This is a genomic window from Mycobacterium sp. ACS1612 (assembly GCF_001667505.1).
Classification (GTDB): Bacteria; Actinomycetota; Actinomycetes; order Mycobacteriales; family Mycobacteriaceae; genus Mycobacterium.
On the sequence record NZ_LZHZ01000067.1, the window covers coordinates 231,669 to 257,963 of the forward strand.

Annotated in this window: 22 protein-coding genes and 1 tRNA gene; 16 read left to right on the forward strand and 7 right to left on the reverse strand. The window is 65.8% G+C overall.

The window, feature by feature from the left end; genetic code table 11:
• Positions 1–4: 4 nt before the first annotated feature.
• The 5 genes from A5724_RS29515 to A5724_RS29535 all read right to left on the reverse strand — a co-directional run bounded on the left by A5724_RS29515 (position 5) and on the right by A5724_RS29535 (position 6,141).
• Entirely contained in the window at positions 5–1,480 is a 1,476-nt protein-coding gene (locus A5724_RS29515) for an ATP-binding cassette domain-containing protein (RefSeq protein WP_067810620.1), read from the reverse strand.
• A complete protein-coding gene (locus A5724_RS29520; RefSeq protein ID WP_067810622.1) occupies positions 1,473–2,951 on the reverse strand; it encodes an ABC transporter ATP-binding protein/permease in 1,479 nt (492 codons plus the stop codon). Before A5724_RS29520 ends, A5724_RS29515 begins: the two co-directional genes overlap by 8 nt.
• 23 nt (positions 2,952–2,974) lie before the next feature.
• On the reverse strand, positions 2,975–4,015 hold the full coding sequence (gene cydB / locus A5724_RS29525) for a cytochrome d ubiquinol oxidase subunit II (RefSeq protein WP_067810625.1): 1,041 nt from the start codon (positions 4,013–4,015) through the stop codon (positions 2,975–2,977).
• 12 nt (positions 4,016–4,027) lie between these two features.
• On the reverse strand, positions 4,028–5,488 hold the full coding sequence (locus A5724_RS29530) for a cytochrome ubiquinol oxidase subunit I (RefSeq protein ID WP_067810630.1): 1,461 nt from the start codon (positions 5,486–5,488) through the stop codon (positions 4,028–4,030).
• 62 nt (positions 5,489–5,550) lie between these two features.
• The gene (locus A5724_RS29535; RefSeq protein WP_067810637.1) at positions 5,551–6,141 is read right to left on the reverse strand and encodes an HdeD family acid-resistance protein; all 591 of its coding nucleotides are present in this window, start codon (positions 6,139–6,141) and stop codon (positions 5,551–5,553) included.
• 213 nt (positions 6,142–6,354) lie between these two features.
• Between A5724_RS29535 and A5724_RS29540 the strand changes: the two genes are divergently transcribed.
• From A5724_RS29540 to A5724_RS29575, 8 genes are all read left to right on the forward strand, one after another.
• On the forward strand, positions 6,355–6,687 hold the full coding sequence (locus A5724_RS29540) for a DUF732 domain-containing protein (RefSeq protein ID WP_197518817.1): 333 nt from the start codon (positions 6,355–6,357) through the stop codon (positions 6,685–6,687).
• A 110-nt stretch (positions 6,688–6,797) separates the two neighbouring features.
• Positions 6,798–7,715 (forward strand): ABC transporter substrate-binding protein, encoded by a 918-nt coding sequence (locus tag A5724_RS29545; RefSeq protein WP_197518819.1) that lies wholly within the window; start codon positions 6,798–6,800, stop codon positions 7,713–7,715.
• Positions 7,716–7,736: 21 nt separating this feature from the next.
• On the forward strand, positions 7,737–8,663 hold the full coding sequence (locus A5724_RS29550) for an amino acid ABC transporter permease (RefSeq protein ID WP_067810644.1): 927 nt from the start codon (positions 7,737–7,739) through the stop codon (positions 8,661–8,663).
• Between the two features lie 8 nt (positions 8,664–8,671).
• Positions 8,672–9,424: an amino acid ABC transporter ATP-binding protein gene (locus A5724_RS29555; RefSeq protein ID WP_067810838.1), complete on the forward strand. Its 753-nt coding sequence runs from the start codon at positions 8,672–8,674 to the stop codon at positions 9,422–9,424.
• Between the two features lie 2 nt (positions 9,425–9,426).
• On the forward strand, positions 9,427–10,548 hold the full coding sequence (gene macS / locus A5724_RS29560) for a MacS family sensor histidine kinase (RefSeq protein WP_197518820.1): 1,122 nt from the start codon (positions 9,427–9,429) through the stop codon (positions 10,546–10,548).
• Complete coding sequence (locus A5724_RS29565) at positions 10,521–11,183, forward strand: response regulator transcription factor (protein ID WP_067810647.1); 663 nt, start codon at positions 10,521–10,523, stop codon at positions 11,181–11,183. Before macS ends, A5724_RS29565 begins: the two co-directional genes overlap by 28 nt.
• A 44-nt stretch (positions 11,184–11,227) precedes the next feature.
• On the forward strand, positions 11,228–12,952 hold the full coding sequence (locus A5724_RS29570; RefSeq protein WP_067810649.1) for a DUF2339 domain-containing protein: 1,725 nt from the start codon (positions 11,228–11,230) through the stop codon (positions 12,950–12,952).
• Positions 12,953–12,980: 28 nt separating this feature from the next.
• Positions 12,981–13,472 carry a Dps family protein gene (locus A5724_RS29575; protein ID WP_067810652.1) on the forward strand — a complete coding sequence of 164 codons (492 nt, stop codon included), beginning with the start codon at positions 12,981–12,983 and terminating at the stop codon, positions 13,470–13,472.
• Here A5724_RS29575 and A5724_RS29580 read toward each other — a convergent pair.
• Positions 13,447–14,757, reverse strand: a complete 1,311-nt coding sequence (locus A5724_RS29580) for an adenylate/guanylate cyclase domain-containing protein (RefSeq protein WP_232005018.1) — start codon at positions 14,755–14,757, stop codon at positions 13,447–13,449. The two genes, A5724_RS29575 and A5724_RS29580, sit on opposite strands and share 26 nt — an antisense overlap.
• Before the next feature lie 750 nt (positions 14,758–15,507).
• Here A5724_RS29580 and A5724_RS29585 point away from each other — a divergent pair.
• The gene (locus tag A5724_RS29585; RefSeq protein WP_067810656.1) at positions 15,508–17,508 is read left to right on the forward strand and encodes a cellulase family glycosylhydrolase; all 2,001 of its coding nucleotides are present in this window, start codon (positions 15,508–15,510) and stop codon (positions 17,506–17,508) included.
• On the opposite strand, the gene A5724_RS29590 is transcribed toward A5724_RS29585, so the two are convergent.
• A complete protein-coding gene (locus tag A5724_RS29590) occupies positions 17,505–19,004 on the reverse strand; it encodes a PucR family transcriptional regulator (RefSeq protein WP_067810844.1) in 1,500 nt (499 codons plus the stop codon). The genes A5724_RS29585 and A5724_RS29590 overlap by 4 nt on opposite strands.
• An 82-nt stretch (positions 19,005–19,086) precedes the next feature.
• Between A5724_RS29590 and speB the strand changes: the two genes are divergently transcribed.
• From speB to A5724_RS29625, 7 genes are all read left to right on the forward strand, one after another.
• A complete protein-coding gene (speB, locus tag A5724_RS29595; RefSeq protein WP_067810658.1) occupies positions 19,087–20,106 on the forward strand; it encodes an agmatinase in 1,020 nt (339 codons plus the stop codon).
• A complete protein-coding gene (locus A5724_RS29600; protein ID WP_067810661.1) occupies positions 20,103–21,683 on the forward strand; it encodes a 5-guanidino-2-oxopentanoate decarboxylase in 1,581 nt (526 codons plus the stop codon). Before speB ends, A5724_RS29600 begins: the two co-directional genes overlap by 4 nt.
• Positions 21,684–21,692: 9 nt before the next feature.
• Positions 21,693–23,141: a sodium:solute symporter gene (locus A5724_RS29605; protein WP_067810664.1), complete on the forward strand. Its 1,449-nt coding sequence runs from the start codon at positions 21,693–21,695 to the stop codon at positions 23,139–23,141.
• Positions 23,142–23,537: 396 nt separating this feature from the next.
• On the forward strand, positions 23,538–23,822 hold the full coding sequence (locus A5724_RS29610) for a hypothetical protein (protein WP_067810666.1): 285 nt from the start codon (positions 23,538–23,540) through the stop codon (positions 23,820–23,822).
• 158 nt (positions 23,823–23,980) lie between these two features.
• Positions 23,981–24,063 (forward strand) — tRNA-Leu (locus tag A5724_RS29615).
• A gap of 134 nt (positions 24,064–24,197) precedes the next feature.
• Positions 24,198–24,809: an ANTAR domain-containing response regulator gene (locus tag A5724_RS29620; protein ID WP_067810671.1), complete on the forward strand. Its 612-nt coding sequence runs from the start codon at positions 24,198–24,200 to the stop codon at positions 24,807–24,809.
• Positions 24,810–24,986: 177 nt separating this feature from the next.
• Positions 24,987–26,204, forward strand: a complete 1,218-nt coding sequence (locus A5724_RS29625) for a branched-chain amino acid ABC transporter substrate-binding protein (protein WP_067810674.1) — start codon at positions 24,987–24,989, stop codon at positions 26,202–26,204.
• Positions 26,205–26,295 lie beyond the last annotated feature (91 nt).

Here is a 26,295-nt window from a genome sequence, read left to right on the forward strand (position 1 = left end):
GAGGTTACCCGTCGCGGCTGAGATTCAGGACGGGACAGACAACCCGGTCCGGCAGGTGGTGGGTGGCCACGACAACGGACCGTTCAGCCGGGAAAAGTGCGCCGGGGGTGAGCAGTTCGGTCAGCAGGCGGCCGCCGTCCGACGCGTCCAGGTGTTCGGTCGGCTCGTCGAGCAACACGGTGGGCGCCGTCGAGATCAAGGCCCTGGCCAGCAGCAGGCGCCTACGTTGTCCCGCCGAGACCGCCGCTGCCCCACCGACAAGCACGGTCGACAGGCCCTCGGGTAGCGCATCGAGCCAGTCGCCGAGCCCGACCCTGCGCAGCGCGGTCCGCAATTCGTCATCGTCGGCATCACCGCGGGCGACAAGCAGATTGTCCCGTACGGTGGTCGAGAACACGTGGGCATCCTCTGCGAAAAACGCTTCCTCCGAAGGGTTTTCGGCCATCGCCATCAGCAGCGTGGTCTTGCCGGAACCGCTCGGCCCGACGACCGCGAGCCGGCCACCACTCGGCACGGCAACCGGTGTCGCCAGCGGTCGTGCCCGGCCGCCGCCATCGTCTGAGGTCATGTCGCGCAGTCGCCGGGCCGCCAGTCGGGAGCGGGTGAGTTGTATTGCCGCGGCGGGCAATGCGGCGGTGGCCTCGAACGCCGACAGCGGCAGCAGCATCAGTATCGCGGCGCTCATCGGCGACACGGTGTCGGCGATTCCGATCGCGGCGAGGACGGCGCCCAGCACGCTGACCCCCAGCGCCGCGGTCGGTACGGCGGCGGCCAGCGCAGCTGGCGCGGCGGCCCTGTCGGCGGCACGGCCCCACGCGGTGTGTCTGCGCTCCGCTTCGGCGACGACCTCGTCGAGGCGGTCCGCCACCCGCAACTCAGGCGCGTGCTCGAGGGCCAACATCACCGCGGCGTCACGGTCTGAGTGGTGTTGCGCGGCAACATCTTCTGCGGCGGTGGCGGCGCGGGCGGCCAGCCATGGCGCGGCCAAGCCCGCGATCAGCAGGCACACCGCGAGCACGATCGCCGCGGCGGGCGAGATCACCGCGATCACGGCGACCGCGGCCACCGACAGCACCGCGGCCACCGCGATCGGCAACACGGCGCGCACCAGCACATCGGACAGCTCGTCGACCGATGCGCCGATACGGGCGACCAGTTCACCGCTGTGCAACCGCATCACGACCTCGGCGGGCGCGTCGGCCAGCCTGCGGTACAGCGTTTCACGGGTGTCGGCCGCGGCCCGCAGCGCGGTGTCGTGGGCCGCCAGTCGCTGGCAATACCCGAGCACACCGCGCGAGATCCCGAGCGCACGCACCGCCACCACCGCCACCGAGAGGTCGAGCACGGGCGGCATCTGCCAGGCACGGGTGATCAGCCATGCCGCAACACCGGCCAGCGCCAGCGCGCTGCCCAGCGACAGCACCCCCAGCGCGACGGCGAGCAGTAACCGGGGCAGTCGTGGCCGCAACAACTCAAACATCGACCAGGCTCCCCATGTGCACCACCCGGTCGCCGATCGCCAGCACAGGATCCCGGTGGCCGACCACCAGCACGCTCGCCCCCGCGCGTGCGCGCTCGACGATGGCCTGCAGCACTCGGGCTTCCATCCGGGCGTCCAGATGGGACGTCGGCTCGTCGAGCAGCAGTACCTTGGCCGCAGAACCGAACACCCTCGCCAGGCCGAGCCGTTGGCGTTGACCCAACGACAGGCCGACTCCGTCGCGGCCGATGACCGTGTCGAGACCATCCGGCAGCGTCGCCAGCACCTCGTCGAAACCGGCGGCGCGGCAGGCGGCGTCGATGTCGGACAGCGGACCGAACAACTCGAGGTTGTCGCGCACGCTGCCGGGGACGAGGACGGGACGGTGGGACAGCCACGCCACCTGACTCCACCACGCCTGCTGCTGTGGTGAATCGAGCGCGAGAATGCTGTGCAGCAGCGTGGTTTTGCCGATGCCATTGGGTCCGGTCAACACCGTGACCACCCCTGGCTCGAGCTGCACATCCAGCGATGGTGGTAGCACCGGGCGTGGCTGCAGCTGGTCGAGCAACTCGAATGCCTTGTCGGCGGCGGTCTTTCCGTCCTGCGCGGCGTGGAATTCCATCCCGACGCGACGCAGCGGCCAGAACACCTCGGGCGCCAGCAGCAGTGCGGTCAGGCCGGCGGCCAGCGTCATGTCGCCGAACACCAGGCGCAGGCCCACTCCGACGGCGACGAGCGCGACACCGAGGGTGGCCAGCAGTTCGAGCACCAACGCGGACAGGAACGCGATGCGCAGGGTCGACATCGCCGAGCGTCGGTGAGCCGCACCCAGTTCGGCGATCCGCTGCGCGGACCCGTTCACCCTGCCGAGCGCCCGCAGTGTGGGTATGCCCGCCACCAGATCCATCAGCCGCGACTGCAGCGTGGTCATCGCCGCCAGCGCCGCGGCGGACCTGTCGCGGGTCAGCATGCCGATGAGCACCATGAAGATCGGGATCAGCGGCAGCGCGATCACCACGACCACCGCGGACCGCCAGTCGTAGATGGCGATCGCCACCACCGCGGCCGGGGTCATGATGGCGGCCAAGAACAGCGACGGCAGGTATGCGGTGAAGTACGGGCGCAGCCCGTCGAGTCCCCGGGTGATCAGCGTGGCGGCGGCATCGCGGTGCAGGGCGAGTTCGCGCGGCGGCAGCGCGGTGACACCACGCAGCACTTCGCCTGCCAGGTCGGCGATCACGGCGGTCGCACCGCGTTGCGACAGCCTGCCCTGCAGCCAGTGCGCGACCGTGCGGATCGACCACAGCGCCGCCAGAATCCACAGCGGCCCTGCCCAATGCGTCAGCGTGCGGGTGGCCGGGTCGGTGACCACCCCGGCGACGATGTCCGCCAACACCACGGCCGAGGCGATGGTGGCGCCGCTGATCACCACGCCGCAGGCCACCGATGCGGCAAGGAAGCGCCGCATCGCGGGCGACGCCGTGGTCAGGTTCAGATCGATCGCCTCGCAAGTCCGATGGAAGCGGGTATCGCGTCGGCGGTGATCCGGCGGCGGAACACCCAATAGGTCCAGCCCTGGTAGATCATCACCAGCGGCAGCAGTGTCAGCGACGCCCACGACATGATCTTCAGCGTGTACGGGGTGGAGGACCCGTTGTAGATCGTCACGCTCCAGTCGGGATTCAGTGTGGATGGCAGCAGGTCGGGATACATCGATCCGAACACGAGCGCGGCCACGGCCGCGATCACCGCGACCATCGCCACGAAGGCGAGGCCTTCGCGGCGATGCAACCACATCAGCGTGACCGCGCTCAGCAGTGCGACGACGGCGACCGCCAGCGGCAACCAGGTCCACGTCTTCCCGTGGGCCAGTTGCGTCCACAGCCCGAACCCACCCGCCAGCACCACGACGGGCGCGGACAACAGGCGCGCGAAGCGGAAGGCATCGTCGCGCACCGGACCGGCGGTCTTGAGCGCGATGAACACCGCGCCGTAGAAGGCGAACAACGAGGCGGTGGCCAGCCCGCCGAGCAGCGTGTACGGGTTGAGCACATCGCCGATGGTCAGGTTGACGCGATGGTCGCCATCGATCGGCAAGCCCCGCAACAGAATTGCGAATGCGACGCCCCACAGGATGGCGGGCAGCCACGAGCCGATCGCGATACCCGCGTCGGCCCGCGCCCGCCAGGTCGGGTCGTCGATCTTGCCGCGCCACTCGATGCCGACGATGCGCAGGATCATCGCGAACAGGATCGCAAGCAACGGCAGATACAGGGCCGAGAACAGGGTCGCATACCAGTTGGGAAATGCGGCGAACATCGACGCGCCCGCGGTGATCAGCCACACCTCATTGGCGTCCCAGACCGGGCCGATGGTGTTGAGCACTGCGCGCCTACGGGTTTCGGGGTCATCGTCACCTGCCGCACCGAGCGGTGCCATCAGCATTCCGACGCCGAAATCGAAACCTTCCAGGATCAAGAAACCGAGGAACAGCGCGGCGATGAGCAAGAACCACAGATGTTGAAGTCCCATGATGTCGTCCTCTCAGTACGCGAAGGACAGCGGGGCCACGTCGTCGGACTGCGGCGGGGTGGGTGGCGCCGGTTCGGAGTCGTGCTCGAGCGGCCCCTCGACCACGTAGCGACGCATCAGCCAGAACCAGATCACGGCCAGCACGCCGTAGAGCAACGTGAAGACGGCCAGCGAGAAGAACACCGTGCCCGCCGCGTGGTCGGACACGCCCTGCTGCACCGTCAACCGGACCATCTGGTCGCCGGTCGGATTCGGGGCGACAACCCATGGCTGCCTGCCCATTTCGGTGAACACCCAGCCGGACGAGTTGGCGAGGAACGGTGCGGGAATGGTCAGGATGGCGAACCACGCGAACCACCGCTGATCGGGAATCCGGCCGCGCCGGGTCAGCCAGAGCGCAAGAAGCGCGAAAGCGACTGGGACAGCTAGCAATCCGATCATCGCGCGGAAAGCCCAGTACGTCACGAAAAGATTCGGCCGGTAATCGCCGGGGCCGAACTTCTGCTCGTAGGACTGCTGTAGGTCCTTGACCCCCTGAAGAGTGACCCCCTCGAACTTGCTCTCCGCCAGGAACGGCAGCACGTACGGCACCTCGATGACGTGGGAGACACTGTCACAGTTGTTGTGCGTACCGATCGTCAGGATCGAGAAGTCGGGGTCGGTTTCGGTGTGGCACAACGACTCCGCCGACGCCATCTTCATCGGCTGCTGGACGAACATCAGCTTGCCTTGGAAGTCGCCGGTGAAGAAGAGCCCGCCCGCGGCAGCCAAGACGACCAGGCAGCCGGCGATGGTGGCAGGCCGGTACATGCTGGTTGCCTGCCCTACTTCCGCAGGCCGCCGGTGTGAGCGCACCATCAGCCACGCGGACACACCGGCCACGAATGCGCCCGCGGTGAGAAACGCCCCGGTGACCGCATGCAGGAACGCCCAGATCGCGGTGTTGTTGGTCAGCAGGGCACCGAAGTCGACGAGTTCTGCGCGCCCGGTCTGGGGATTGAACGTAGCGCCGACCGGATGCTGCATGAACGAGTTTGCCGCGATGATGAAGTACGCCGAGGCGTTGACGGCGATCGCGACGACCCAGATGCAGGCGAGGTGCACCAGTCGCGGCAGCCGACTCCACCCGAAGATCCACAGCCCGATGAACGTCGACTCGAAGAAAAAAGCGACCAGTCCCTCGAACGCCAACGGCGCACCGAAGATGTCACCGACGAAGCGCGAGTACTCGCTCCAGTTCATCCCGAACTGGAACTCTTGGACGATCCCGGTGGCCACCCCCATCGCGAAGTTGATCAGGAAAAGTTTCCCGAAGAACCGCGTCAGGCGGTACCAGCCGGTGTTGCCGGTGATCACCCACCCCGTCTGCATCGCCGCGATCAGCGGAGCGAGGCCGATCGTGAGCGGGACAAAGATGAAGTGGTAGACGGTGGTGATGCCGAACTGCCACCGTGAGACATCCAGCGCGTCCATGCGACCCTCTTCCGTGGCTGTAGGCCCAGCCTACGACGGAGAGTAGTAGATCGAAAGGTGTGTTAGCTCACCGTCGAGGCTGGCGGCGCGACCTGCGACGTCGCGTTCTTGCTGGCCTTGCGGATGCCGAATGCGGACACCACTTCGAAGACCCCTAGAACGACCAGCCAGACTCCCACCACCAAGGTCAGGGTCGCGATCGACTCGAACGGCGAGGCCAGCATCACAATGCCCGCAATGAGGCTGATCACGCCGATGAAGATCTCCCACGCCCGACCGGGGAGCGTCGGGTCACTGATCGCCGACACCGCCGTCGCGACGCCGCGGAAGATGAAGCCGACGCCGATCCAGATGGCCAGCAACAGAATCGAATCGGCCAGGCTACGGAAGCACAACACCGCGAGGATGAGTGCCGCCGCGCCACTGAGGAACAGCAGAACTCGTCCACCCGCCGACACGTGCAACGCGAACGCAAATATCACCTGGGCGATACCGTTGACCAACAAGTAGGCGCCGAAGACGATTGCGGCGACGACGATCGTCTTGCCTGGCCACATGAGCGCGAGAACGCCGAGGATCACGGCGAGGATCCCGGACAGCAGCGCGGACTTCCACAGGTGCTGCAGCATCGCGGGAGGAGCAGGACTTTCCATGGCCGAAGTGTGGCACAACGACGCGATAATTGACGCTTGTTTCACCAATTGCCAGGTGTCGTGCAAAGAATGCGAGTGCCTGGCCGCAAATTCAGTGTGGTGCGTTCGTCATTTCGAGAATGCCGTAACGCTATATGGGTTCGCTACGATGACTAGTCGAACTGTTTCGTTCAGCACAGCTGGTCAATCCCCATGGGCAAACAAGGAGTGAGGATGACGAATACGGCGATTCGCCGCACCACATGCGGGCTCGTGGCGGCCTTTTTCGTTGCGGTCGGAGCGGCCGTATCTATTGCGCCAGCGAATGCGGACCCGGTGTACGACGAGAAGTTCCTCGATTACCTCGATGCCAAGGGTGTGCCGTTCGAGAACAAGACCGACATCATTCGGACCGCCAAGCAGTTCTGCCTCGACATGGGACGGCAGGGCGGGTCGACCTGGAAGGTCGGTTACCGACTGATGAACGATCAGGGCTGGACCGAGTCCCAGGCGGAGACCTTCATCCAGGGGGCGGTCCCGACCTATTGCCCACAAGCCTGGGGTTAGTCACAGCTTGATCGCTGGCTTCCGTTCTCCTGCCAGCGCGTTAGGTCTCTACTACTGTTCCGTTACCGGTGCTGCGCGCCGGATCCACGAAGCAGAAAGTAGAGGCAACCGTGTCAGCTGGATGTCAAAGCCGACCCAAGAAGTTGTGGCGTATCGCGGCGGTGTTTGCTGCGACCGGCGCCCTCGCGCTGTCGGGATGCTCGAGTAAAAGCGAAGAGGCCGGGCCTACGACGGCCACGACCGCGGTGAGCGCGGAGAAGGTGGACGCGATCGCGAACACCGTCCCCGAAGCCATCAAGTCGTCGGGGAAGCTGATCGTCGGCGTCAACATCCCGTACGCGCCCAATGAGTTCAAAGACCCCAGCGGCAAGATCGTCGGCTTCGACGTCGACCTGATGAACGCGATCGCTGCGACGCTTGGCTTGCAGGCGGAGTATCGCGAAGCCGATTTCGCCAAGATCATCCCGTCGATCCAGGGCGACACGTTCAACGTCGGCATGTCGTCGTTCACCGACACCAAGGAACGTGAGCAGAGCGTCGACTTCGTGACGTACTTCTCGGCCGGCATCCTGTGGGCCCAAAAGCCCGGCGCGGGCATCGATCCCAACAATGCGTGCGGTAAGAAGGTCGCCGTGCAGGCCACGACGACCGAGGAGACCGAGGAACTGCCTGCCAAGAGCAAGGCCTGCACTGACGCGGGTAAGCCTGCCATCGACATCATCAAGTTCGACGGTCAGGATGCGGCCACCAACGCCGTCGTGCTGGGCCAGGCCGATGCCATGTCGGCCGACTCGCCGGTGACGCTGTACGCGATCAAGCAGAGCAACGGCAAGCTCGAAGCCGCAGGCGAGATCGCCGACGCAGCACCGTACGGCTGGCCGGTGAAGAAGGGCTCGCCGTTGGCGCAGTCGCTCAAGCAGGCACTCGAGCATCTGATCGAGAACGGCCAGTACAAGCAGATCGCCACGAACTGGGGCGTCGACAAGGGCATCATCGACAAGCCGGTGATCAACGGCGCGATCAACTGATTTTGGCAGTGGAGAACTGAAATGACCGTTGTCGACTCGTCGCCATCCACCGGGCCAGCCGCGATTGATGCCGTCCCACTGCGTCATCCGTGGCGGTGGGTGGCGGCGGTCGTCATCGTCATCCTGCTGGGCCTTTTCCTGTATGGGGTGGCCACCAACCCGGCCTACCGATGGCCGATCTTCTTCGAGTACCTCTTCAACGAGCGGATCTTGCTGGGCGTGTCGAACACCCTTCAGCTGACCGTCTATTCGATGGTGCTGGCGATCGTGCTCGGCGTGATCCTCTCGGTGATGAGGCTGTCACCCAACCCGGTCTTTAAGTCGGTGTCCTGGGTGTACTTGTGGATCTTCCGCGGCACGCCGATCTACGTGCAGTTGGCGTTCTGGGGGCTGATCCCGACCATCTACCAGAAGATTCAGCTGGGTGTCCCGTTCGGCCCGACGTTCTTCGAGCTCAACCTCCAGGCGCTGTCTATCCCGTTCCTGCTGGCGACGCTCGGGCTGGCGCTGAACGAGGCCGCCTACATGGCCGAGATCATCCGCGCCGGAATCAATTCGGTGCCTGAGGGGCAGTCGGAGGCATCCACGGCGCTCGGCATGTCGTGGGGTTTGACCATGCGGCGCACGGTGCTTCCGCAGGCGATGCGAGTGATCATCCCGCCGACCGGCAACGAGGTCATCAGCATGCTGAAGACCACGTCGCTGGTCACGGCGGTGCCGTACGCGTTCGACCTGTACAGCATCGCCACCCGTGAAATCGCCGCGCGCACTTTCGAGCCCGTGCCGTTGCTTCTGGTCGCGTCGGCCTGGTACCTCGCGATCACCAGCGTCATGATGGTCGGCCAGTACTACCTGGAGCGGTACTACTCGCGCGGTGCGAGCCGGAAGCTGACCTCCAAACAGCTTGAGGCGCTGGCCAAAGCGCAGATGGGAGAGCCGCATCCATGACCGCGCCCATGGTGAAGGCCGAGGCCGTGTGCAAGGACTTCGGCGCGCTCAAGGTGCTCAAGGGCATCACGCTGGACGTCGGGAAGGGCCAGGTGCTGGTGCTGGTCGGTCCGTCCGGTTCCGGCAAGTCGACCTTCCTGCGCTGCATCAACCATCTGGAGACGGTGACCGCGGGCCGGTTGTACGTCGACGGTGAACTCGTCGGCTATCACGAACGTGGCGGCAAGCTGCATGAGATGAAGCCGCGCGATGTGGCCAGGCAGCGCCGCGACGTCGGAATGGTGTTTCAGCACTTCAATCTTTTCCCGCACCGCACCGCGCTGGAGAACATCATCGAGGCACCGCTGCACGTGAAGAAGGTGAAGAAGAAAGAGGCCGTCGACCGGGCCCGCGACCTCCTTGTCCAGGTCGGGTTGGAGGACAAGGCGAGCGCCTATCCGGCGCAGTTGTCGGGTGGACAACAGCAGCGCGTCGCCATCGCCCGTGCGCTGGCGATGAACCCGAAGCTGATGCTGTTCGACGAGCCGACGTCGGCGCTCGACCCCGAGTTGGTCGGCGAAGTGCTGGGCGTGATGAAAAAGCTTGCCCAAGAAGGCATGACGATGGTGGTGGTGACGCACGAAATGGGCTTCGCCCGCGAGGTCGCCAACGAACTGGTGTTCATGGACGGCGGTGTCGTCGTCGAACGCGGGGTCCCGCGTGAGGTGCTCAGCAATCCGCAACACGAACGCACGAAAGCATTTCTGTCCAAGGTGCTTTAACGGTGCGTGACCGCGATCCAGCCACCCCGCTGTGGCGGGCCGCGCAGGTGTTCCGGTTGTTGAGTTGCCTGTACGCGCTGGGGTTTCAGATCGCGATAAACGACGATCTCGATCACCCGGCCGTCGGCTGGCTGTTGTTCGCGGTGCTCATCGGGTGGAGCGCGGCGTGCGCGGTCGCGTATCTGCAGGGGTTCGGGCGCAGGCTCGCGTGGGTGCTCGCCGAGATCGTGGTCGTGGTGGCACTGATCCTCTCCACCGTGTTCGTCGCCTCCGAACAATGGGCGCTGGACAACCAGTCGTGGCCGACGACGTTGTGGGCCACCAACGCGACGATCTCGGCGGCCATCCTTGGGGGCGCCATTCCCGGCATGCTGGCCGGCGTCGCCGTGATGATCGCATCGACGGTTCTCAAGGGTTCCATCAACTACGACCTCGGCCGCAACGCGACGATCGTCATCGAACTGGCGGTGGGCCTCGCTGTCGGCATGGCCGCACAGACCGCCAGGCGTGCGCATGCGGAACTCGAACGCGCGACCAGGCTCGCGGCCTCGCTCGAGGAACGCGACCGGCTGTCGCGTCAGGTGCACGACGGCGCCATCCAGGTGCTGGCGCTGGTCTCCCGGCGCGGCCGCGAAATCGGCGGAGAAACAGCCGAACTGGCCGAGCTCGCCGGTGAACAGGAACGTGCGCTGCGCCGCCTCGTCAGCTCGTCGGACGTCGAACCGCGGGCCGAGGCCACTGCGGACATCGGGGCGCTGCTGCGGCGCCGCGCCTCCGACCGGGTGTCGGTCAGCGTGCCCGCAGATCCGGTGCTGCTGGACTCGGCGGTCGCCGACGAGTTGTACGCCGCGGCAGCCAACGCGCTGGACAATGTCGCGGCGCACGCGGGGTCCGACGCCCGCGCGTACGTGTTACTGGAGGATCTCGGCGACTCGGTGACGATCAGCATCCGCGACGACGGCGTCGGCATCGCGGAGGGCAGACTGGAGGCGGCTGTCGCGGAGGGTCGCATCGGAGTCGCCAAATCGATTGTGGGACGGCTGGAGTGGCTGGGTGGCAGCGCCAAGCTGACCACCGGGCCGGGATGTGGGGCGGAATGGGAGCTGACGGTACCCCGACGGTGATGGTCGTCGACGACCATCCGATCTGGCGCGACGCCGTGGCCCGCGACCTGGCGGAGGACGGCTTCACCGTGGTCGCGACGGCCGACGGGGTGGCGGCGGCCCGTCGGCGCGCCGCGGTCGTGCACCCCGACGTGGTGGTGATGGACATGAGGCTGTCCGATGGCGACGGTGCGCAGGCCACCGCGGAGGTGCTCGCGGTGTCCCCGTCGTCCCGAATCCTGGTGCTCTCGGCGTCCGACGAGCGCGACGACGTCCTCGACGCGGTAAAGGCAGGCGCCACAGGCTATCTGGTGAAGAGCGCATCGAAACAGGAACTCGGTGATGCGGTGCGCGCGACCGCCGAAGGCCGTGCGGTGTTCACCCCGGGGTTGGCGGGCCTGGTGTTGGGGGAGTACCGCCGCATCGCGCAGGCGCCTGGCGCGGGCGAGAGCACGCCGAGCCTGACCGAACGTGAGACCGAGGTGTTGCGCTACGTTGCAAAAGGCCTGACGGCCAAGCAGATCGCGGCCCGGCTGTCGCTGAGCCACCGCACCGTGGAGAACCACGTGCAGGCCACGTTCCGCAAGTTGCAGGTGGCCAACCGGGTGGAACTGGCGCGGTACGCCATCGAACACGGCTTGGACAAGGACGAGTAGTCCTACTCATCCGAATGCGGCGGCGCGCTGCGACGATTTCTCACATGACTGAACCGCGTGCCGTCATCTCCCGGTTGTCCGCGGACTCCGCTGCGATCTCCCAGTATCTAGCGCGAATGTCCGCCGATCTGAACGAGCTCGACCGTCTGTTGGCCGCACAGCCCCAACCCGTGGCCTATGCGCCGCCGCCCGTGCCGCACTGGCCGCAGTATCCGCCGCCGCAGTACCCGGCCCCCGTCGAGCAGCAGCGGCCGGAACGTTCCGAGAACTGGATCGGGCGGGCTCTGGCAGTCGCCGGTGTCGCCGTCACGCTCGTCGGTGTCGTGCTGTTTTTGGTGCTGGCGGCGCAGGCGGGCATCCTGCGTCCCGAGTTGCGGGTCGCGGGCGGCGCCGTGCTCGCGGCCGGGTTGGTGGCCTGCGGGTGCTGGCTCAGTGCGCGACCCGGCGGCCGGGTGGGCGCCGTCGCCCTGGCCGCCACCGGCATCGGCGCCGCGTACTTGGACGTCATCGCCGTCACGACGATCTACGACTGGGTGCCCGCCGCTGTCGGCCTGGTCATCGCGGCTGTCGTTGGCGGCGGTGGTATGACGTTGGCGCGGCGCTGGGATTCGCAGCATCTTGGCGTGCTGGTGCTGGTGCCGTTGATCTGCCTGGCGCCGGCGATCACCGATGGTGTCACGCTGCTTCTCATCGGTTTCATGCTCGCGCTGTCCGCCGCCTCGCTGCCCGTCCAGCTCGGTAAAGACTGGATCTGGTTACACGCGGCCCGCACCGCCGCCCCCACCGTCCCGTTGTTGATCGCGTTGGTCGCCGTCGCCTTCAGTTCCGATCGTGACCTGTGGCTGGCGGGCGCGTGCGCGGTTGCCGCAGTGCTGGCACTGGCAGGGGCGCTGATCCTGTTGCCGCGCACGGCAAATGGAGCCGCGATGGCGCTGCTGACCGCGGCGGGCGCGCTGCCCGTCCTGTGCGTTCCCCCAGCAGTAGACCGGGTGGTGGCAGCGTTGATGGCGGCGTTGCTGGCCGCGGTCATGCTCGCGATCGTGCTGACCCGCCCGCCCGGCGTGACCGCCGCGGTACGGCAGATCTGGTCGGCGCTGGCGGCGGTGTCGGCGCTGGTTGCGGTGACCGTCGCCTTCGACGGTTACATCGCCGGCCCGGTGCTGCTGGCGATGGCCGCCGTGGTCGCGGTCGCCGGTCGGCGCGATCCCATCGCGCGGTGGGTGGCGATCGGCTTCGGGTTCGTCGGGGGTGGCATCTTCCTGGTCTACGCGCCGCCGACGTCATTCCTCGAGGCCACCGAAATCGCCACTGCAGAAGGCATTTCCACCCTGATCGCCAGTGTCTTGCTGGTGGCGTCCGCGATCGCCATCGCCTGGTCGTGGCGTGACGAACCGGTCGTCTGGGCGAGCTGCGCCGCCGTGGTGATCTATGCCGTGACCGCGTTCACCGTGACGGCAGGTGTTTGGGTCGGCGGCGAGAACGGTGGCTTCTTCGCCGGCCACATGGCCGCCACGATCTGCTGGATCGCGATGGCCGCCGCCCTCTTCGGCTATGCGGCGCGGGCCACCAGAGCCGAGCGGTCAGTGCCGATCGGCGGAGGGCTGACATTGGTCGCCGCGGCGATGGTCAAACTCTTCCTGTTCGACCTGGGCACCCTAGACGGGATCTTCCGGGTGGCGGTGTTCATCGTGGTCGGCCTGGTGCTGCTCGGCATGGGGGCCGGCTACGCGCGCCTGCTTGAACGGCAGGATTCCGCCAAACTGGAATGATTCCAGTTTAGTGTGCGTTGGGCGAGGCATGGGTACCACAGCACGTCGCACAGAAGCAGAAGTACAGGCATTTCAGGCATCGCCGGCTCTCAGCGCGAACCTGCAGCAGGTGCTGGTCGATCTGATCGAATTGCACCTGCAGGGCAAGCAGGCGCACTGGAACGTCGTCGGCAGCAACTTCCGCGACCTACACCTGCAACTCGACGAACTCGTCGACTTCGCACGCGAGGCAAGTGACACCGTCGCCGAGCGGATGCGGGCGCTCGACGCGGTGCCCGACGGCCGGTCCGACACCGTCGCCGGCACTACGTCGCTGCCGGAGTTTCCGGCATTTGAGCGCAGCACGGCCGAGGTTGTGGACCTGATCACCGGTCGCATCTACGCGGCGGTCGGCACCATCCGAGGCGTCCACGACGCTGTCGACGCGGAGGACCCGAGCACCGCGGACATCCTGCACCAGCTGATCGATGGGCTGGAGAAACTGGCCTGGCTGATCAAGTCGGAGAACCGGAAGGTGTGACGGCAGTTCGCCGTTCGACCGCACTGCGGACGGCTTCGTCGTCGCGGCGGCCGACCAGGTACCAGGTGTGCATGACGCCCTTGCCCTTGATGTCGACGTTGCCGCGCTCTTCGAGCACGAATGCGTGATCGAGGCGCTGGTACACGTCGTCGGGTACTTGGATCCGCCCCTCGACGTCGGTGGTCTCCATCCGCGCTGCAACGTTGACCGCGTCGCCCCACACGTCGTAGAAGAACTTGCGCGCACCGACGACGCCTGCCACCACCGGTCCTGCGGCAAGGCCGATGCGTAGCGGAACTTCGCGGCCCTGAGGATCTTTCAGGTCCGCGACGGTTTCGGCCATGTCGAGTGCGAGACACGCGAGAGCCTCGATGTGATCGTCACGCGGTTGAGGAACGCCGCTGACCACCATGTAGGAATCGCCGCTCGTCTTCACCTTCTCAAGGCCGTGCCGGTCTACGAGAGCATCCAGATCGGTGTAAAGCCGGTCGAGGAAACGGACCAAATCTGTTGGGGGAGTGTCACTCGAGCGTTTGGTGTATCCGGCGATGTCGGCGAACAGGACCGATGCATCGTCGTACTTGTCCGCAATGATGTTGCGCGACGGGTCTTTCAGGCGCTCGGCGATGGTCGCTGGCAGGATGTTGGTGAGCAGTCTTTCGGACCGCTCGTACTCGGCCTCCATCGCCAGCCGGGCCCGCCGGATCTCTCGCAGCGCGTACCACGCCACCGCGATCACCATCACAAAAGCCGATATCACCGTGAGGACGAAGCCCGTTTGGTAGGCCCAATCTGGTTGCACGCCAGTGTTATACGGGATGAGTAACTCGAGTGCGATGACGGTCGCGGCGTTGCCCGCTGCCAGTACCGCTGTCAGCACCATGTGATCGGCGCCGAGGATCAGCACCATCAGGGTCGCGGCGAGCAGGTAGTAGAACGGTAATCCCGAACTCGTGCCGAGGTGCCAGCACACCACGGTGATCGACGCGTACGCCACGAAGAAGAACACCAACGGCGCGAGCAACTCGCCGAACCGGTACAGCAAGGGGATCAGCAGGAAGATGGCACCGCTGGCCAGGTTCACCATCGCGATCCACACCACGTCCTGTCCGACGATCAAGCCTTGAATGCCGAAGAAGATGCTGATGACCGCGCCGATGCGGGTGGTGACGGTCAGCACGCGAAGGTGGCGCGCAACGGTTTCGTTTTGATGGCGGGTGCGGGCAGGCACCCGGTTCTCCAGCGCCACGTCGGGCACGCAGACAGGTCGAACCTTGGCCACCACCTCCGAAGCGTAACGCCGCAAGGCATTCCCACCTGCGGGTTTCGGTTCCACGTGGCCCCGCACACGACCCTTTTGCGCTAGCTGCGCCCGTATCCGTCCCGGTTCAACAGTGCGCATTTTGCCGGCGCTCAAATCGCGGTTCATTACTTTGCGCTGCTCGGGTAGCCCCGATCGGGTAGCTGATGTGCGGTGACCGCGTGGCGCCACGGTGGACCCCGCCATGGCGCTCGAACGGGTCGGGATTGCCGTTTCTGCGCAGACCCGGCGGTTTAAGCGACGTGATTATCAAACGCATCTGCATACCGTCCGCGCGATCGGATGCTAAGGACTTCGGGCCAAATTTTGCTTGCTGCGCTCGGCGCAAACGTCTTCGGCCAGGATTCCCGCGTGGCGGGGGAGGAATTGCCGCGTGATGCGACCGTGATCACCTCGATATTCCCAGTTATGGGACACATGCCAGCCATCCGCTGCGTATAACGGCAGTAGTGATAAGGCCTTTGCTGAAACTGTCCAATCGCGCACGACTGTCTTATGCATCGCGGCCGCCGTCACGCCATGCGGGGAAGATGCCTTGCGCCGCCACGCTTTTCGGACCAGAGGTCTTTTTCAATTGGCTGCGCGCTTTTCTGTCCGATGGGCTAATTTGAGTCGACACATGTCTTCGGACTGACAACTGAAACGGGAGTGGCTATGAGCCGGGCCATGAGTCGCCGTATGCGGCGTTACTCGATATTCACTTTGATTGCCGTAGTGCCGATCGCTATCTTGTGCGCCTATGTGACCAATTTGCTCACGCCTACCTCCCCGATACCGCGGTCGGTCAGTGCTGCCGCTTATCACATCGTCGAAACGGCGGCAATAAAAGAGGACTCCGAGACCATCGGCATCGCCGATTCCGATTTGTACAACGCGACTGATGACGAGATTGAAGCCCGCTTCGACGAGATGCAGGCGTTGGGCGTCAACACGGTGCGTGTGGTCATTCCGTGGGCGGCGATCAAGCCTGCACAGCCCGGTTCCCCCCTTGAACAGCTGTTCCCGCCGAACTGGACGAAAATGGACCGCATCATCCAGGAGGCCACCGACCGCGGTTTCTCCGTGCTGGGCGTGTTGAATTCGACGCCCTATTACGGAGGGCAGAACGGCAGCGGATGCCTCGGATGTGTCGGTGTCGCGCCTGATCCGACGGCCTTCGCGGCTTTCGCGGCCGAGGTTGCCCAGCGATACCAAGGTGAAGTGTCGGCCTACGAAGTGTGGAACGAGCCGAACTCCTACAAGACGTGGTCGCCTGCGGTCGATCCGGTGGCCTACACGAATGTGTTGAAGGCCGCGTATACGGCGATCAAGGCGGCCGATCCGAATGCGACTGTCGTGGCCGGTGTCCTCGGCGCCGTTGTCACGGTAGGCGGTTTGACGATGGACCCGGTGACGTTTGTACAAACGATGTACGCAAACGGTGCGAAGGGTTTCTTCGACGCGTTGTCATATCACCCGTACAACTACCAACGGACTTTCGCGGAACAGAACCCGGGATTCCTCTCGCCGCTTCAGATGCTGCTCCAGATGCGGCAGACCATGTTGAACAACGGCGACGACCTGGTGAAGATCTGGGCCACCGAATACGGTCTGCCGACATCGCTCAATGCCGATCAGGCAGCGGCCTACCAGAACCAGCTCAAATTCATCAGCGACTTCCTCACCGTTTGGGGTGAGGGGCTCACGGACGCCCAGATGGCGCAATTGCCGGCACAGTACCGCGAAATCGCGGAGAACTGGGAGGACTGGATCGGTCCTGCGTTCATCTACAGCTTGCGTGACCGGTTGGGTCAGGAACTCACTGAGCAGGGTTCGTTCGGCCTCTATTACTTCGACGAGGCGTCCGGTGAGTGGAAGTTGAAGCCAGCGGGCGAGTGGATCAGGGACATCATCAGAGAGCGGCAGTCCAGCGATCTGGCCGCGGCCTTGGCGGCCTCATTGCAGAAGTTGGTGCAGCAGGTGGCGACCACCTTGCAGAACACCGTCGTGAATCAGGTGGTGCCTGCGGTGCAGCAGACGGTGCAGCAGGTCGGCTCGTCAGTTGCGAACGCGTTGGCGCAAGCACTCGCGGCGTGGGCGGCGTCCTTCAAGAAGACACCGACGACGCCGACCACCGTGGCCGCGATCGAAGCGGTCGACACCGCGGCGGTGGCCCAGCAAGCGGTGACCGAGACGTTCCAAACAACGGCGGCCGCGAAGACACCGGAGACCAGCGACATGACCGAAAAGATCTCCGCGCCGGACGAGCCTGCGACCGACAAGTCAGAGCAGTCGACCACGTCCGACGAGACGAAGGCGGTCAACGAACCGACGCCTGCTGCGCCGACCGCGACGGAGCCCACTACCGAAACGGACACGAAGGCATCCGAGAATCCTTCCGCCGCAACCGATGACACCAAGTCGTCGGACGATCCGAAGGCGACGACTCCGGCCACCCGGAAGGAGAACGACGACGCCAAGGATGGCGACGCCAAGGACGACGGCGACGCCAAGGACGACGGTGACGCCAAGAAGGACGAGGACAAGAAGCCCGGCGGAGACAAGAAGGGTGCGGGCGGCCACTCGGTGACCGGCAAGCACGCAAAGGGCGCGGTGCCCAACGGCAAGTCGGTCGACGAGATCAAATCCAAGCTCGGCGACCACACTGCGAAACCTTCGACGGGTACGCCGAAGCACGCGGCCAGCGAGGAGGCGTCGGCCCCGGCGGCCGGTTAGTCCGACGACATCCGGGCGGCGTCACGAGCCCGCAGGGCCAGCCACAGCTCGTGGCGGTCCTGCGCGGACTCCATGCGCCGCCCGGTTAGTCGTTCCACCGCCTCGATGCGGTTGCGCATCGTGTGCCGGTGAACGCGCAGCGCGGCGGCAGCCGAGCCCCAGTGCCCGTTGTGCTCGAGAAAAGCGGTGAGCCCACGCAGCAGATCGCCTGACCGGTCCATCGCGTCAAGCGGGCCGAGCACCGCGTCGGCGTACGCCTGAAGTGGTTGCGCCCCAACCGTGTTCAGGAGCAGCCGACTGCTGGCGATTTCTTCGGCGTGCATGTGGCGGCCCTGGACGCGGCTCGCCGGCAGCGCCGAGGAGGCCTGGCGCAGGGAAACGACCAGCGAGCCGGGTCGCACCGCGATGCCGATACCCGCAGGCCGACCGCCCGCCAGCGTGCCGAGCGCACCCGGCAGATCGGTGTCGATGGGCACCGCGAGTTCGACCACTTCTCCCACTACGCGCACCAGTGCGTCGGGCAGGCTGGTGAGCAGGTCGGCGGCCAAGTCGTCGGCATCGTGCTGGGCGGCGACCGCGGCGGCCCGCAAGTCGGTGTCTTGCAAGCCGACCGACGCCAGCCAGCGCGCGGCGACGACGTCCTCGACGGAGGCGCGAGCCAACCGGTCCAGCACCTGGGCTCGGCCGCGGCGCTGGGCGGTGGTGAGCCCGTGGCGGCGCTCGAGCTCGAGTGAGAGCAGCGACACCAGATCACCCGAAATCTGATGAGCGGCAGGCAATTCAGCGGGCCCGTCGATCAGCAGCCAGGCACGAAGTCTGCGCGCGCCGAGCGCATGGAGTTCTCGCCTGCGCCCACCGCTGATGTCGGCGGCTGCCGCGTTGAGGCCCTGCTCGCGAACCGACTCCAGCAACCCGGACAGCCGCTCGACCAAATGGGCTGCGTCCGAATCCGATTGGGCGACTATCCGACCGAGCAAGTCGATAACCACGCCCGAGCGGCCGGTGGCGTCGCGGTGAGCGGAAAGGATGCCGAGCAGCCCGCCGGGGGTGACGGCGGCTGCGGTCAAGGCCCGCTGAGTTCGGAGCGCCCACTCCAGGTCCCGCCGTTCGGCGCGCGCCCGGTAGGCGAACACCGCCTTCGTCACCGCGATGAACGGCACCGGATCGGGCACCGTCAACAACGGCACACCGATCTCGTCGGCAGCGCTGACCAGGCGTGCGGGCGCCTTCTGATGAGGCAGTTCGGCACCGAGCCCGATACCGACGGCGCGCACCCCCGCAGCATCCAGGTCGGCGAGATAGGACCGGCAACCCGCCAGGGTCTTCGGCAGCAACAGGCCGATGGTCAACAGCAACTCGCCGCCCTGCAGCCACGGACCGGGATTCACCAGCTCAGAAACCGCGGCGGCCTCGATTTCCCGGTCGGCACCGCTACGCCCTGCGACCAACTGCAGCCCCAGATCGGGGTCCGCGACCAGCTCCGCAACGGTCAGCATGGACATATCGTCGAACAGCTGAAGCGCAATCTCTACAAATTGGCTATATCCGCAGGCGGCCGTTTCGGGGAGCGTTATAGACATGACTTCTGCGCCCCCGATCGGACCGGTCGACGCCACGCGTGTGCCGCGCTACGCGGGTCCGGCTACCTTCGCACGCCTGCCCCGCACCGATGAAGTGACCCACACCGACGTCGCGGTCGTCGGCATCCCGTTCGACTCCGGAGTGTCCTACCGGCCGGGGGCGCGGTTCGGCCCGGGCCACATTCGGGCCTCGTCCAAGCTGCTGCGGCCGTATCACCCGCGGCTGGATGTCGAACCGTTCGCGGTTCAGCAGGTGGCCGACGCCGGTGACATCGCTGTGAACCCGTTCGACATCGCCGAGGCGATCACCACGATCGAGCGCGCGTCGGACGAGTTGCGTGACGGCGGGACGAAGCTGATCACGCTCGGCGGCGACCACACCATCGCGCTGCCGTTGCTTCGCTCGCTGCACCGCGACCATGGCCCGGTCGCTGTACTGCACTTCGACGCCCACCTCGACACCTGGGACACCTACTTCGGTGCGCCGTTCACGCATGGCACGCCGTTCCGGCGGGCAAGCGAGGAGGGCCTGCTTGATCCCGAACACTGCCTGCACGTGGGGATTCGCGGGCCGTTGTATGCGTCCACCGACCTGACCGACGACAAAGTGCTCGGCTTCCAGGTGATCGGAACGGACGATTTTCAGATCGAGGGGCTGGCCGCGGTGATCGAGCGGACGCGGGCACGTCTCGGCGAAGCGCCGGTGTACGTGTCCGTCGACATCGATGTGCTCGACCCCGCCCACGCGCCGGGCACCGGAACCCCGGAAGCCGGCGGCATGACAAGTCGCGAGCTACTGCACTGCCTGCGAAGCCTGGTGGGCGTCAACGTGGTCGGAGCCGACATCGTCGAGGTGGCACCCGCCTACGACCATGCCGAGATCACCGGCATCGCGGCCGCTCACGTCGCGTACGAGCTGATGTCCGTGCTGGCGGCGTCGGCGGGCAGGAGCGAAGCGACCCGGGGGATGGCGTCGGCGGGCAGGAGCGAAGCGACCCGGGGGATGACACAGCCGTGACCACGCATCGCAACGGTGGCGCCGCGGTGGTAGAAAGCCTTGCCGCACAAGGGGTGGACGCCGTGTTCGGCATCCCGGGCACACACAACCTCGAGCTGTACCGCCATTTTCCGGCGACCGGAATCCGCGCCATCACGGCGCGCCATGAGCAGGGAGCTGGATACGCCGCCGAAGCCTACGCCCGAGTCACCGGCAGACCCGGCGTGGTGGTGGCCACCAGCGGGCCCGGCCTGACGAACACGATGACGGCGGCGGCCACCGGCTATGCGGAGTCGCAGCCGATGCTGATCCTGTCGTCCGGGATGCCCACCGACGCCGAGGGCCATGACCTCGGACAGCTGCACGAGGCCAAGAACACCAGCGGAGCAATGGATCAGCTGATCCGCTGGAGCCGCCGGGTACGCACCGCCGACGACGCCGCCGACGCCGTCTCGGACGCGTTCGACTCGTTCGCCGCGGGCCGTCCCCGCCCGGTGCACATCGAGATTCCCGTCGACGTCCTCGAGGCCCAGTGGACGGGCGAGCCCCGTGGGGCGGCCGCCAAACACACTGCGCCACAAGCTGATCCCGATGCGGTACGCACCGCGGCCGAGGCGCTGGCAGCCGCCACCCAGCCGATGATCATCGCAGGCGGGGGAGCGGTCAACGCGCAGCAGGAGCTGACCGCACTGGCCGAGGCGCTCGGCGCACCGGTCGCCACCACAGTCAACGGCAAGGGCGTCGTCGACGAGGGTCATCCGCTGTCAGTTGGCGCATCCGTCCGGCTTCGGGCCGTGCAGAAAGCCGCCGCCGAAAGCGATGCACTGCTTGTGGTCGGCTCCGAACTTGGCGATTCGGACCTATGGGAAGGGCAGATTCGTGCGCGGACGGTGATCCGTTGCGATATCGAACGCGCCCAATTGCAGAAGAACTGCCCGGCCGACCATGCGCTGCTCGGCGACGCCGCGGCCACCGTCGCCGCGCTCCGGGCCGCCCTGCCCGCCGTGACCTCGCGCACCCACGACCGCGCCGCGGCGCTGCGGGCGGCGTGCCGCGAGGAAGCGGCCAAGGACGCGGGCGGCTACGCGGAGATCAATGCCGCAGTGCGCGCGGCCCTGCCTGCCGACGGCGTGCTGACCGGGGACAGTTCGCAGGTCACCTACTTCGGGTCGGTGCATTTCTTCGACATGCCCGCCCCGCGCCGCTTCTGCTATTCGCCCGGGTTCGCCACGCTGGGCTACGGGCTGCCTGCGGGCCTCGGCGCCGCGATCGGACTGCCCGGATCACCGGTGGCGGTGCTGCTCGGCGACGGTGCGCTGATGTTCTCGGTGCAGGAACTGATGACACTTGTCGAACAACAACTTTCGATACCTGTCGTCGTCGTCGACAACGGCGGCTACCGGGAAATCCGGGACCAGGAAGCGGCCAGGGGCATTGCGCCGATCGGCGTCGAGCTGCGCACGCCGGACTTCGCCGCCCTCGCGGTGGCGATGGGAGCACGTGGGGTGCGTACGACCTCGACGGCCGAGTTGACCGAGCTCGTTCGCGGTGCGCTCGACGCCCACGGACCGACTGTCATCCACTTCGACATCCGCTGAGGGGACATCATGGATATCGCGATCGTCGTCATCTACCTGCTGGGCATGATTGCCTTCGGCTTCTGGGGAAAGAGCAGGGCCAAAACGCAATCCGACTTCCTGGTCGCCGGCCGTCGCCTGGGCCCGCTGCTCTACTCCGGCACCATGGCCGCGATCGTGCTTGGCGGCGCGTCGACGATCGGCGGTGTCGGCCTCGGGTACAAATACGGGATCTCGGGCATGTGGCTGGTGTTCTGGATCGGCGTCGGGATTCTGGCGCTGAGCCTGTTGTTCGCGGGCCGGATCCAGCGGCTGCGCGTCTACACCGTCAGCCAGATGCTCGAATTACGTTATGGCCCAGGCTCTTCCGTGCTGTCGGGAATCGTGATGTGGGGCTACACGCTGATGCTGTCGGTGACGTCGACCATCGCGTATTCGACCATCTTCGGCGCGTTGTTCGACATCGCCAAGGTGCCAGCGATCATACTCGGCGGCAGCGTGGTCATCATCTATTCCACGCTGGGCGGGATGTGGTCGATCACGCTGACCGACTTCGTGCAGTTCATGGTCAAGACCATCGGCATCTTCTTCATCCTGCTGCCGGTCGCGCTGTACAAGACCGGAGGCGTCTCCGGGCTGGCCGACAAGCTGCCCGCCGACGCCACATCGCTGACCACCATCGGCGGCGAGACCATCCTGACCTATTTCGTCATCTACACCTTCGGTCTGCTGATCGGCCAGGACATCTGGCAGCGGGTGTTCACCGCGCGCAGTCCCGGGGTGGCCCGCTGGGCAGGTGCGGCGTCCGGGCTGTACTGCCTGCTGTACGCGGTGGCGGGAGCGGTGATCGGGATGGCGGCCAAGGTGCTGCTGCCCGCGCTGGAATCCCGGGACGACGCGTTCGCGCAGTTCGTCGAGCAGCAGTTGCCGCCGGTGCTGGCCGGCCTCGTGCTGGCGGCCGCGCTCGCCGCGGTGATGTCGACGTCGAGCGGTGCGCTGATCGCCACCGCGACGGTGTTCAGCCAGGACATCGTCGCGCGACTGCGGCATCAGGACATCGAGGCGGGCAGCGAGCACGACCACGTCCGCAACAACCGGCTCTATGTGTTCGGTTTCGGCCTTCTGATGGTGCTCATCGCCTGCGTGCTGCAGGACGTGGTGGCCGCGTTGACCGTGGCCTACGACATCCTGGTCGGTGGGTTGTTGGTGCCGATCCTGGGCGGTCTGGTGTGGCGGCGCGGCACCAACGTCGGGGCAGTGGCGGCAATGGCCGTCGGCACCGTCGCGACGCTGGGCACGATGATCTACCTGGGCGACATCTACGCCAACGAGCCGATCTACGTCGGGCTGGTCACCGGGCTGGTGGTCTATGTGGTCGGCAGTCTGACCAGTAAGGCCACCGACCCCGAGGTGCTCGCCGAGTGGGATCGGCGGAGCCGAGGACAAGATGTGGAGCCGGTGCCGACGCCGGCTGCCTAGCCAGGCTAGTTTGCCACGAACCCTAGTGCTGGTTTCTCCACGGTATGCGAAAGCAATCGTATGAACGGACGACAGAACGTATGTCTATTCACCGCGGACGTTAATATAGGCGTTTGCCAGTGATGGGCGCTCCGGCCCCGATTTAGCTGTAGACATGGCGGAACCGGCTGATTCTTTTATTTGCCAACCGCTTCCCACGCTGCCGTTTATGAGTTAATCTCTTTTCGGTAACTACTGGCCCTGGCTAAGGGGGAAACTATGGCGTCACGCCGTCCTTTTGTGCTTCTTGGTTGTTCGCTAGTTAGCGCCGGAGCGATCGCACTCGCTGTTCCCGCCACGTCGTCGGCAGACAATTGCCTGCTGGGGATTCAAGGCCTCGTATGTCAGAGCGGGATCTTGAACAGCAACACCCTCGGCCCGAACATCGGCATCGGTAACAGTGGCGGCTTCAACGGCGGTGTGCTGAACTCCGGTCTGATCAACGGCGGGCTTGTCAACAGCGGAGTGGGGAACTTCGGCGTGCTGAACGGGGGCACGCGCAACTTCGGCATCGGCAATCAAGGGACGGGGAACCAGGGCCTGCTCAACGGCGGCACCAATAATCAGGGCATTCTCAACGTCGGTGGCGGCAGCCTGGTCGGGCTGGCGCCGGGCGGTCATCTGCTCGGAATCGGAGGCTGACGGAGGCTGACGAACGGGCGCAACAGCATGGAGTGACGGGCGGGTTCTTCGGGACTCGCCCATCACTCGTTATGGGTTCGGATCGCGGCGGCGCCTCTGACCGCCTCGACGGTGGCTGGACGGGGATGGTCGCGTAACCTAACCTTGCTTCTTCGCAAGCCCGAGTGGCGAAATGGCAGACGCGGCGGACTCAAAATCCGTTGGTGGCAACACCGTGTGGGTTCGACTCCCTCCTCGGGCACTTCGATGGCGCAGGTCATGGAAATCGGGCTGCGCTGTCGACTGCGCTGGTCAGAAGTTGGGCATGGGCTGGTTTGACGCACCGGAAATGCCCCCCGGTCGCTGATCGCCCGCCGGACCGCCACAATGTGTCCCATGACCGGGTCACCGACCAATGCCGATAGGCCGCGCCGCGTTCTCGTCGCTGAAGACGAAGCGCTCATCCGACTGGACTTGGCCGAAATGCTGCGCGAAGAAGGCTACGAGATCGTGGGGGAGGCCGGCGACGGCCAGGAGGCGGTCGATCTGGCCGAGAGCCTGCGGCCCGATCTGGTGATCATGGACGTCAAGATGCCGCGACGCGATGGCATCGACGCCGCATCCGAGATCGCCAGCAAGCGCATCGCGCCGATCGTCATCCTCACCGCGTTCAGCCAACGGGAACTCGTGGAACGGGCGCGCGACGCAGGTGCCATGGCGTATCTGGTGAAACCGTTCAACATCACCGACCTGATCCCGGCGATCGAGGTGGCGGTGAGCCGGTTCAGCGAGATGACCGCGCTGGAGAACGAGGTCGCGACGTTGTCCGACCGGTTGGAGACGCGCAAGCTCGTCGAACGGGCGAAGGGTTTGCTGCAAACAAAGCAGGGGTTGTCAGAGCCCGAGGCGTTCAAATGGATCCAGCGCGCGGCCATGGATCGCCGCACCACGATGAGGCGGGTCGCCGAGGTGGTGCTCGAAACTCTCGACGCGCCCGAGAAAGCGTAAAAACTGCGTTTCCGACGCGCCGTCGGCCGCGAATTTACGGCCGGTCAGCAGTCCCCGTTTTCCAACATGACGCGACATGGGTTCGCGTTGGCTATGGTCTTCCCGAAGCATCGCCGCCCCAGCAGAGGAGGGCTGGTGCGCCCGATGCCGACAAAAACATTGACGCGGAGGTGAAGTGTGCGCGGAGGCGTGGCACGGAATGCATTTGCTCTCGGTAGTGCCGTCCTGGTCGTGCTCGGTGTTGCCGGGTGCCAACAATCCGAGCCGAGTGGTAACGGAGGCACGGCGCAGGCAGATCTGAAGATCGTCGAGCAGGTTCAGATCGACGAGCAGGGCAAGGAAGTCAAAGCGGATCAGGCTGCCGCGGCCGCCGATCCCGCCGGTGACGGCAAGGCCACCTGTCCGCCGGTGTCGATCGCAATGGCCGGGGCTCTCAACGGGCCGGACGCTGCGCTGGGCATCAACATCAAAAACGGTGTGCAGCTTGCGATCGACAAGCACAACGCGGCCAACAAGGGCTGCCAGGTGCAGCTGAAGCCGTTCGACACCGAAGGTGATCCGCAGAAGGCCACCGCGATCGCGCCGCAGATCGTCGACGACCAGTACACGATCGGACTCGTCGGCCCGGCGTTCTCGGGTGAGACGAAAGCCACCGGCACTGTGTTCGACCAGGCCGGCCTGGTCGCCACCACGGCATCGGCGACCAACCCGACGCTGTCCCAGAACGGGTGGAAGACGTTCTTCCGCGGCCTCGCCAACGATGCCGTGCAGGGCCCGGCCGTCGCCAACTACCTGAAGAACACCTTGAACTACAAGAAGGTCTGCGTCATCGACGACAGCACCGACTACGGTCTCGGCCTGGCCTCGGCGGTCCGCGAGACGCTGGGCCCGGTGGCCGATTCCGGTTGCAACATCTCAGTGAAGAAGGGCGACAAGGACTTCTCCGCCGCGGTGACACAGGTCAAGGGCGTCAACCCGGATGCCGTTTTCTACGGCGGCTACTACTCCGAGGCGGCTCCGCTGACCCAGCAGCTCAAGGACGGCGGCTTCGCCGGAACGTTCGTTTCCGCTGACGGCACAAAGGATCCCGAATACGTCAAGCAGGGCGGCGAAGCCACCAAGGGCGCCATCCTGTCCTGCCCGTGCGGCCCGGCCACCGGATCGTTCGCCGACGAGTACAAGAAGAAGTTCAACACCGATGCAGGCACCTACAGTGCGGAGGGCTACGATCTCGGCACCATCCTGGTGAAGGGCATCGACTCGGGTGCCATCACCCGGCCCGCGCTGCTGGACTTCGTCAAGAACTATAACGGCCAGGGGGTGGCCCGTAAGTACCAGTGGACCCCGACCGGTGAGCTCACCACCAACCTCATCTGGATCTTCAAGGTTCAGTAAGTCGCCAAGGCGAAGCGCGTCCGAGACCGTATGGCTCGGACGCGTTTTCGCTGGCAATGCGTTTGTTGTAAACGACCGATCCGATAGACCA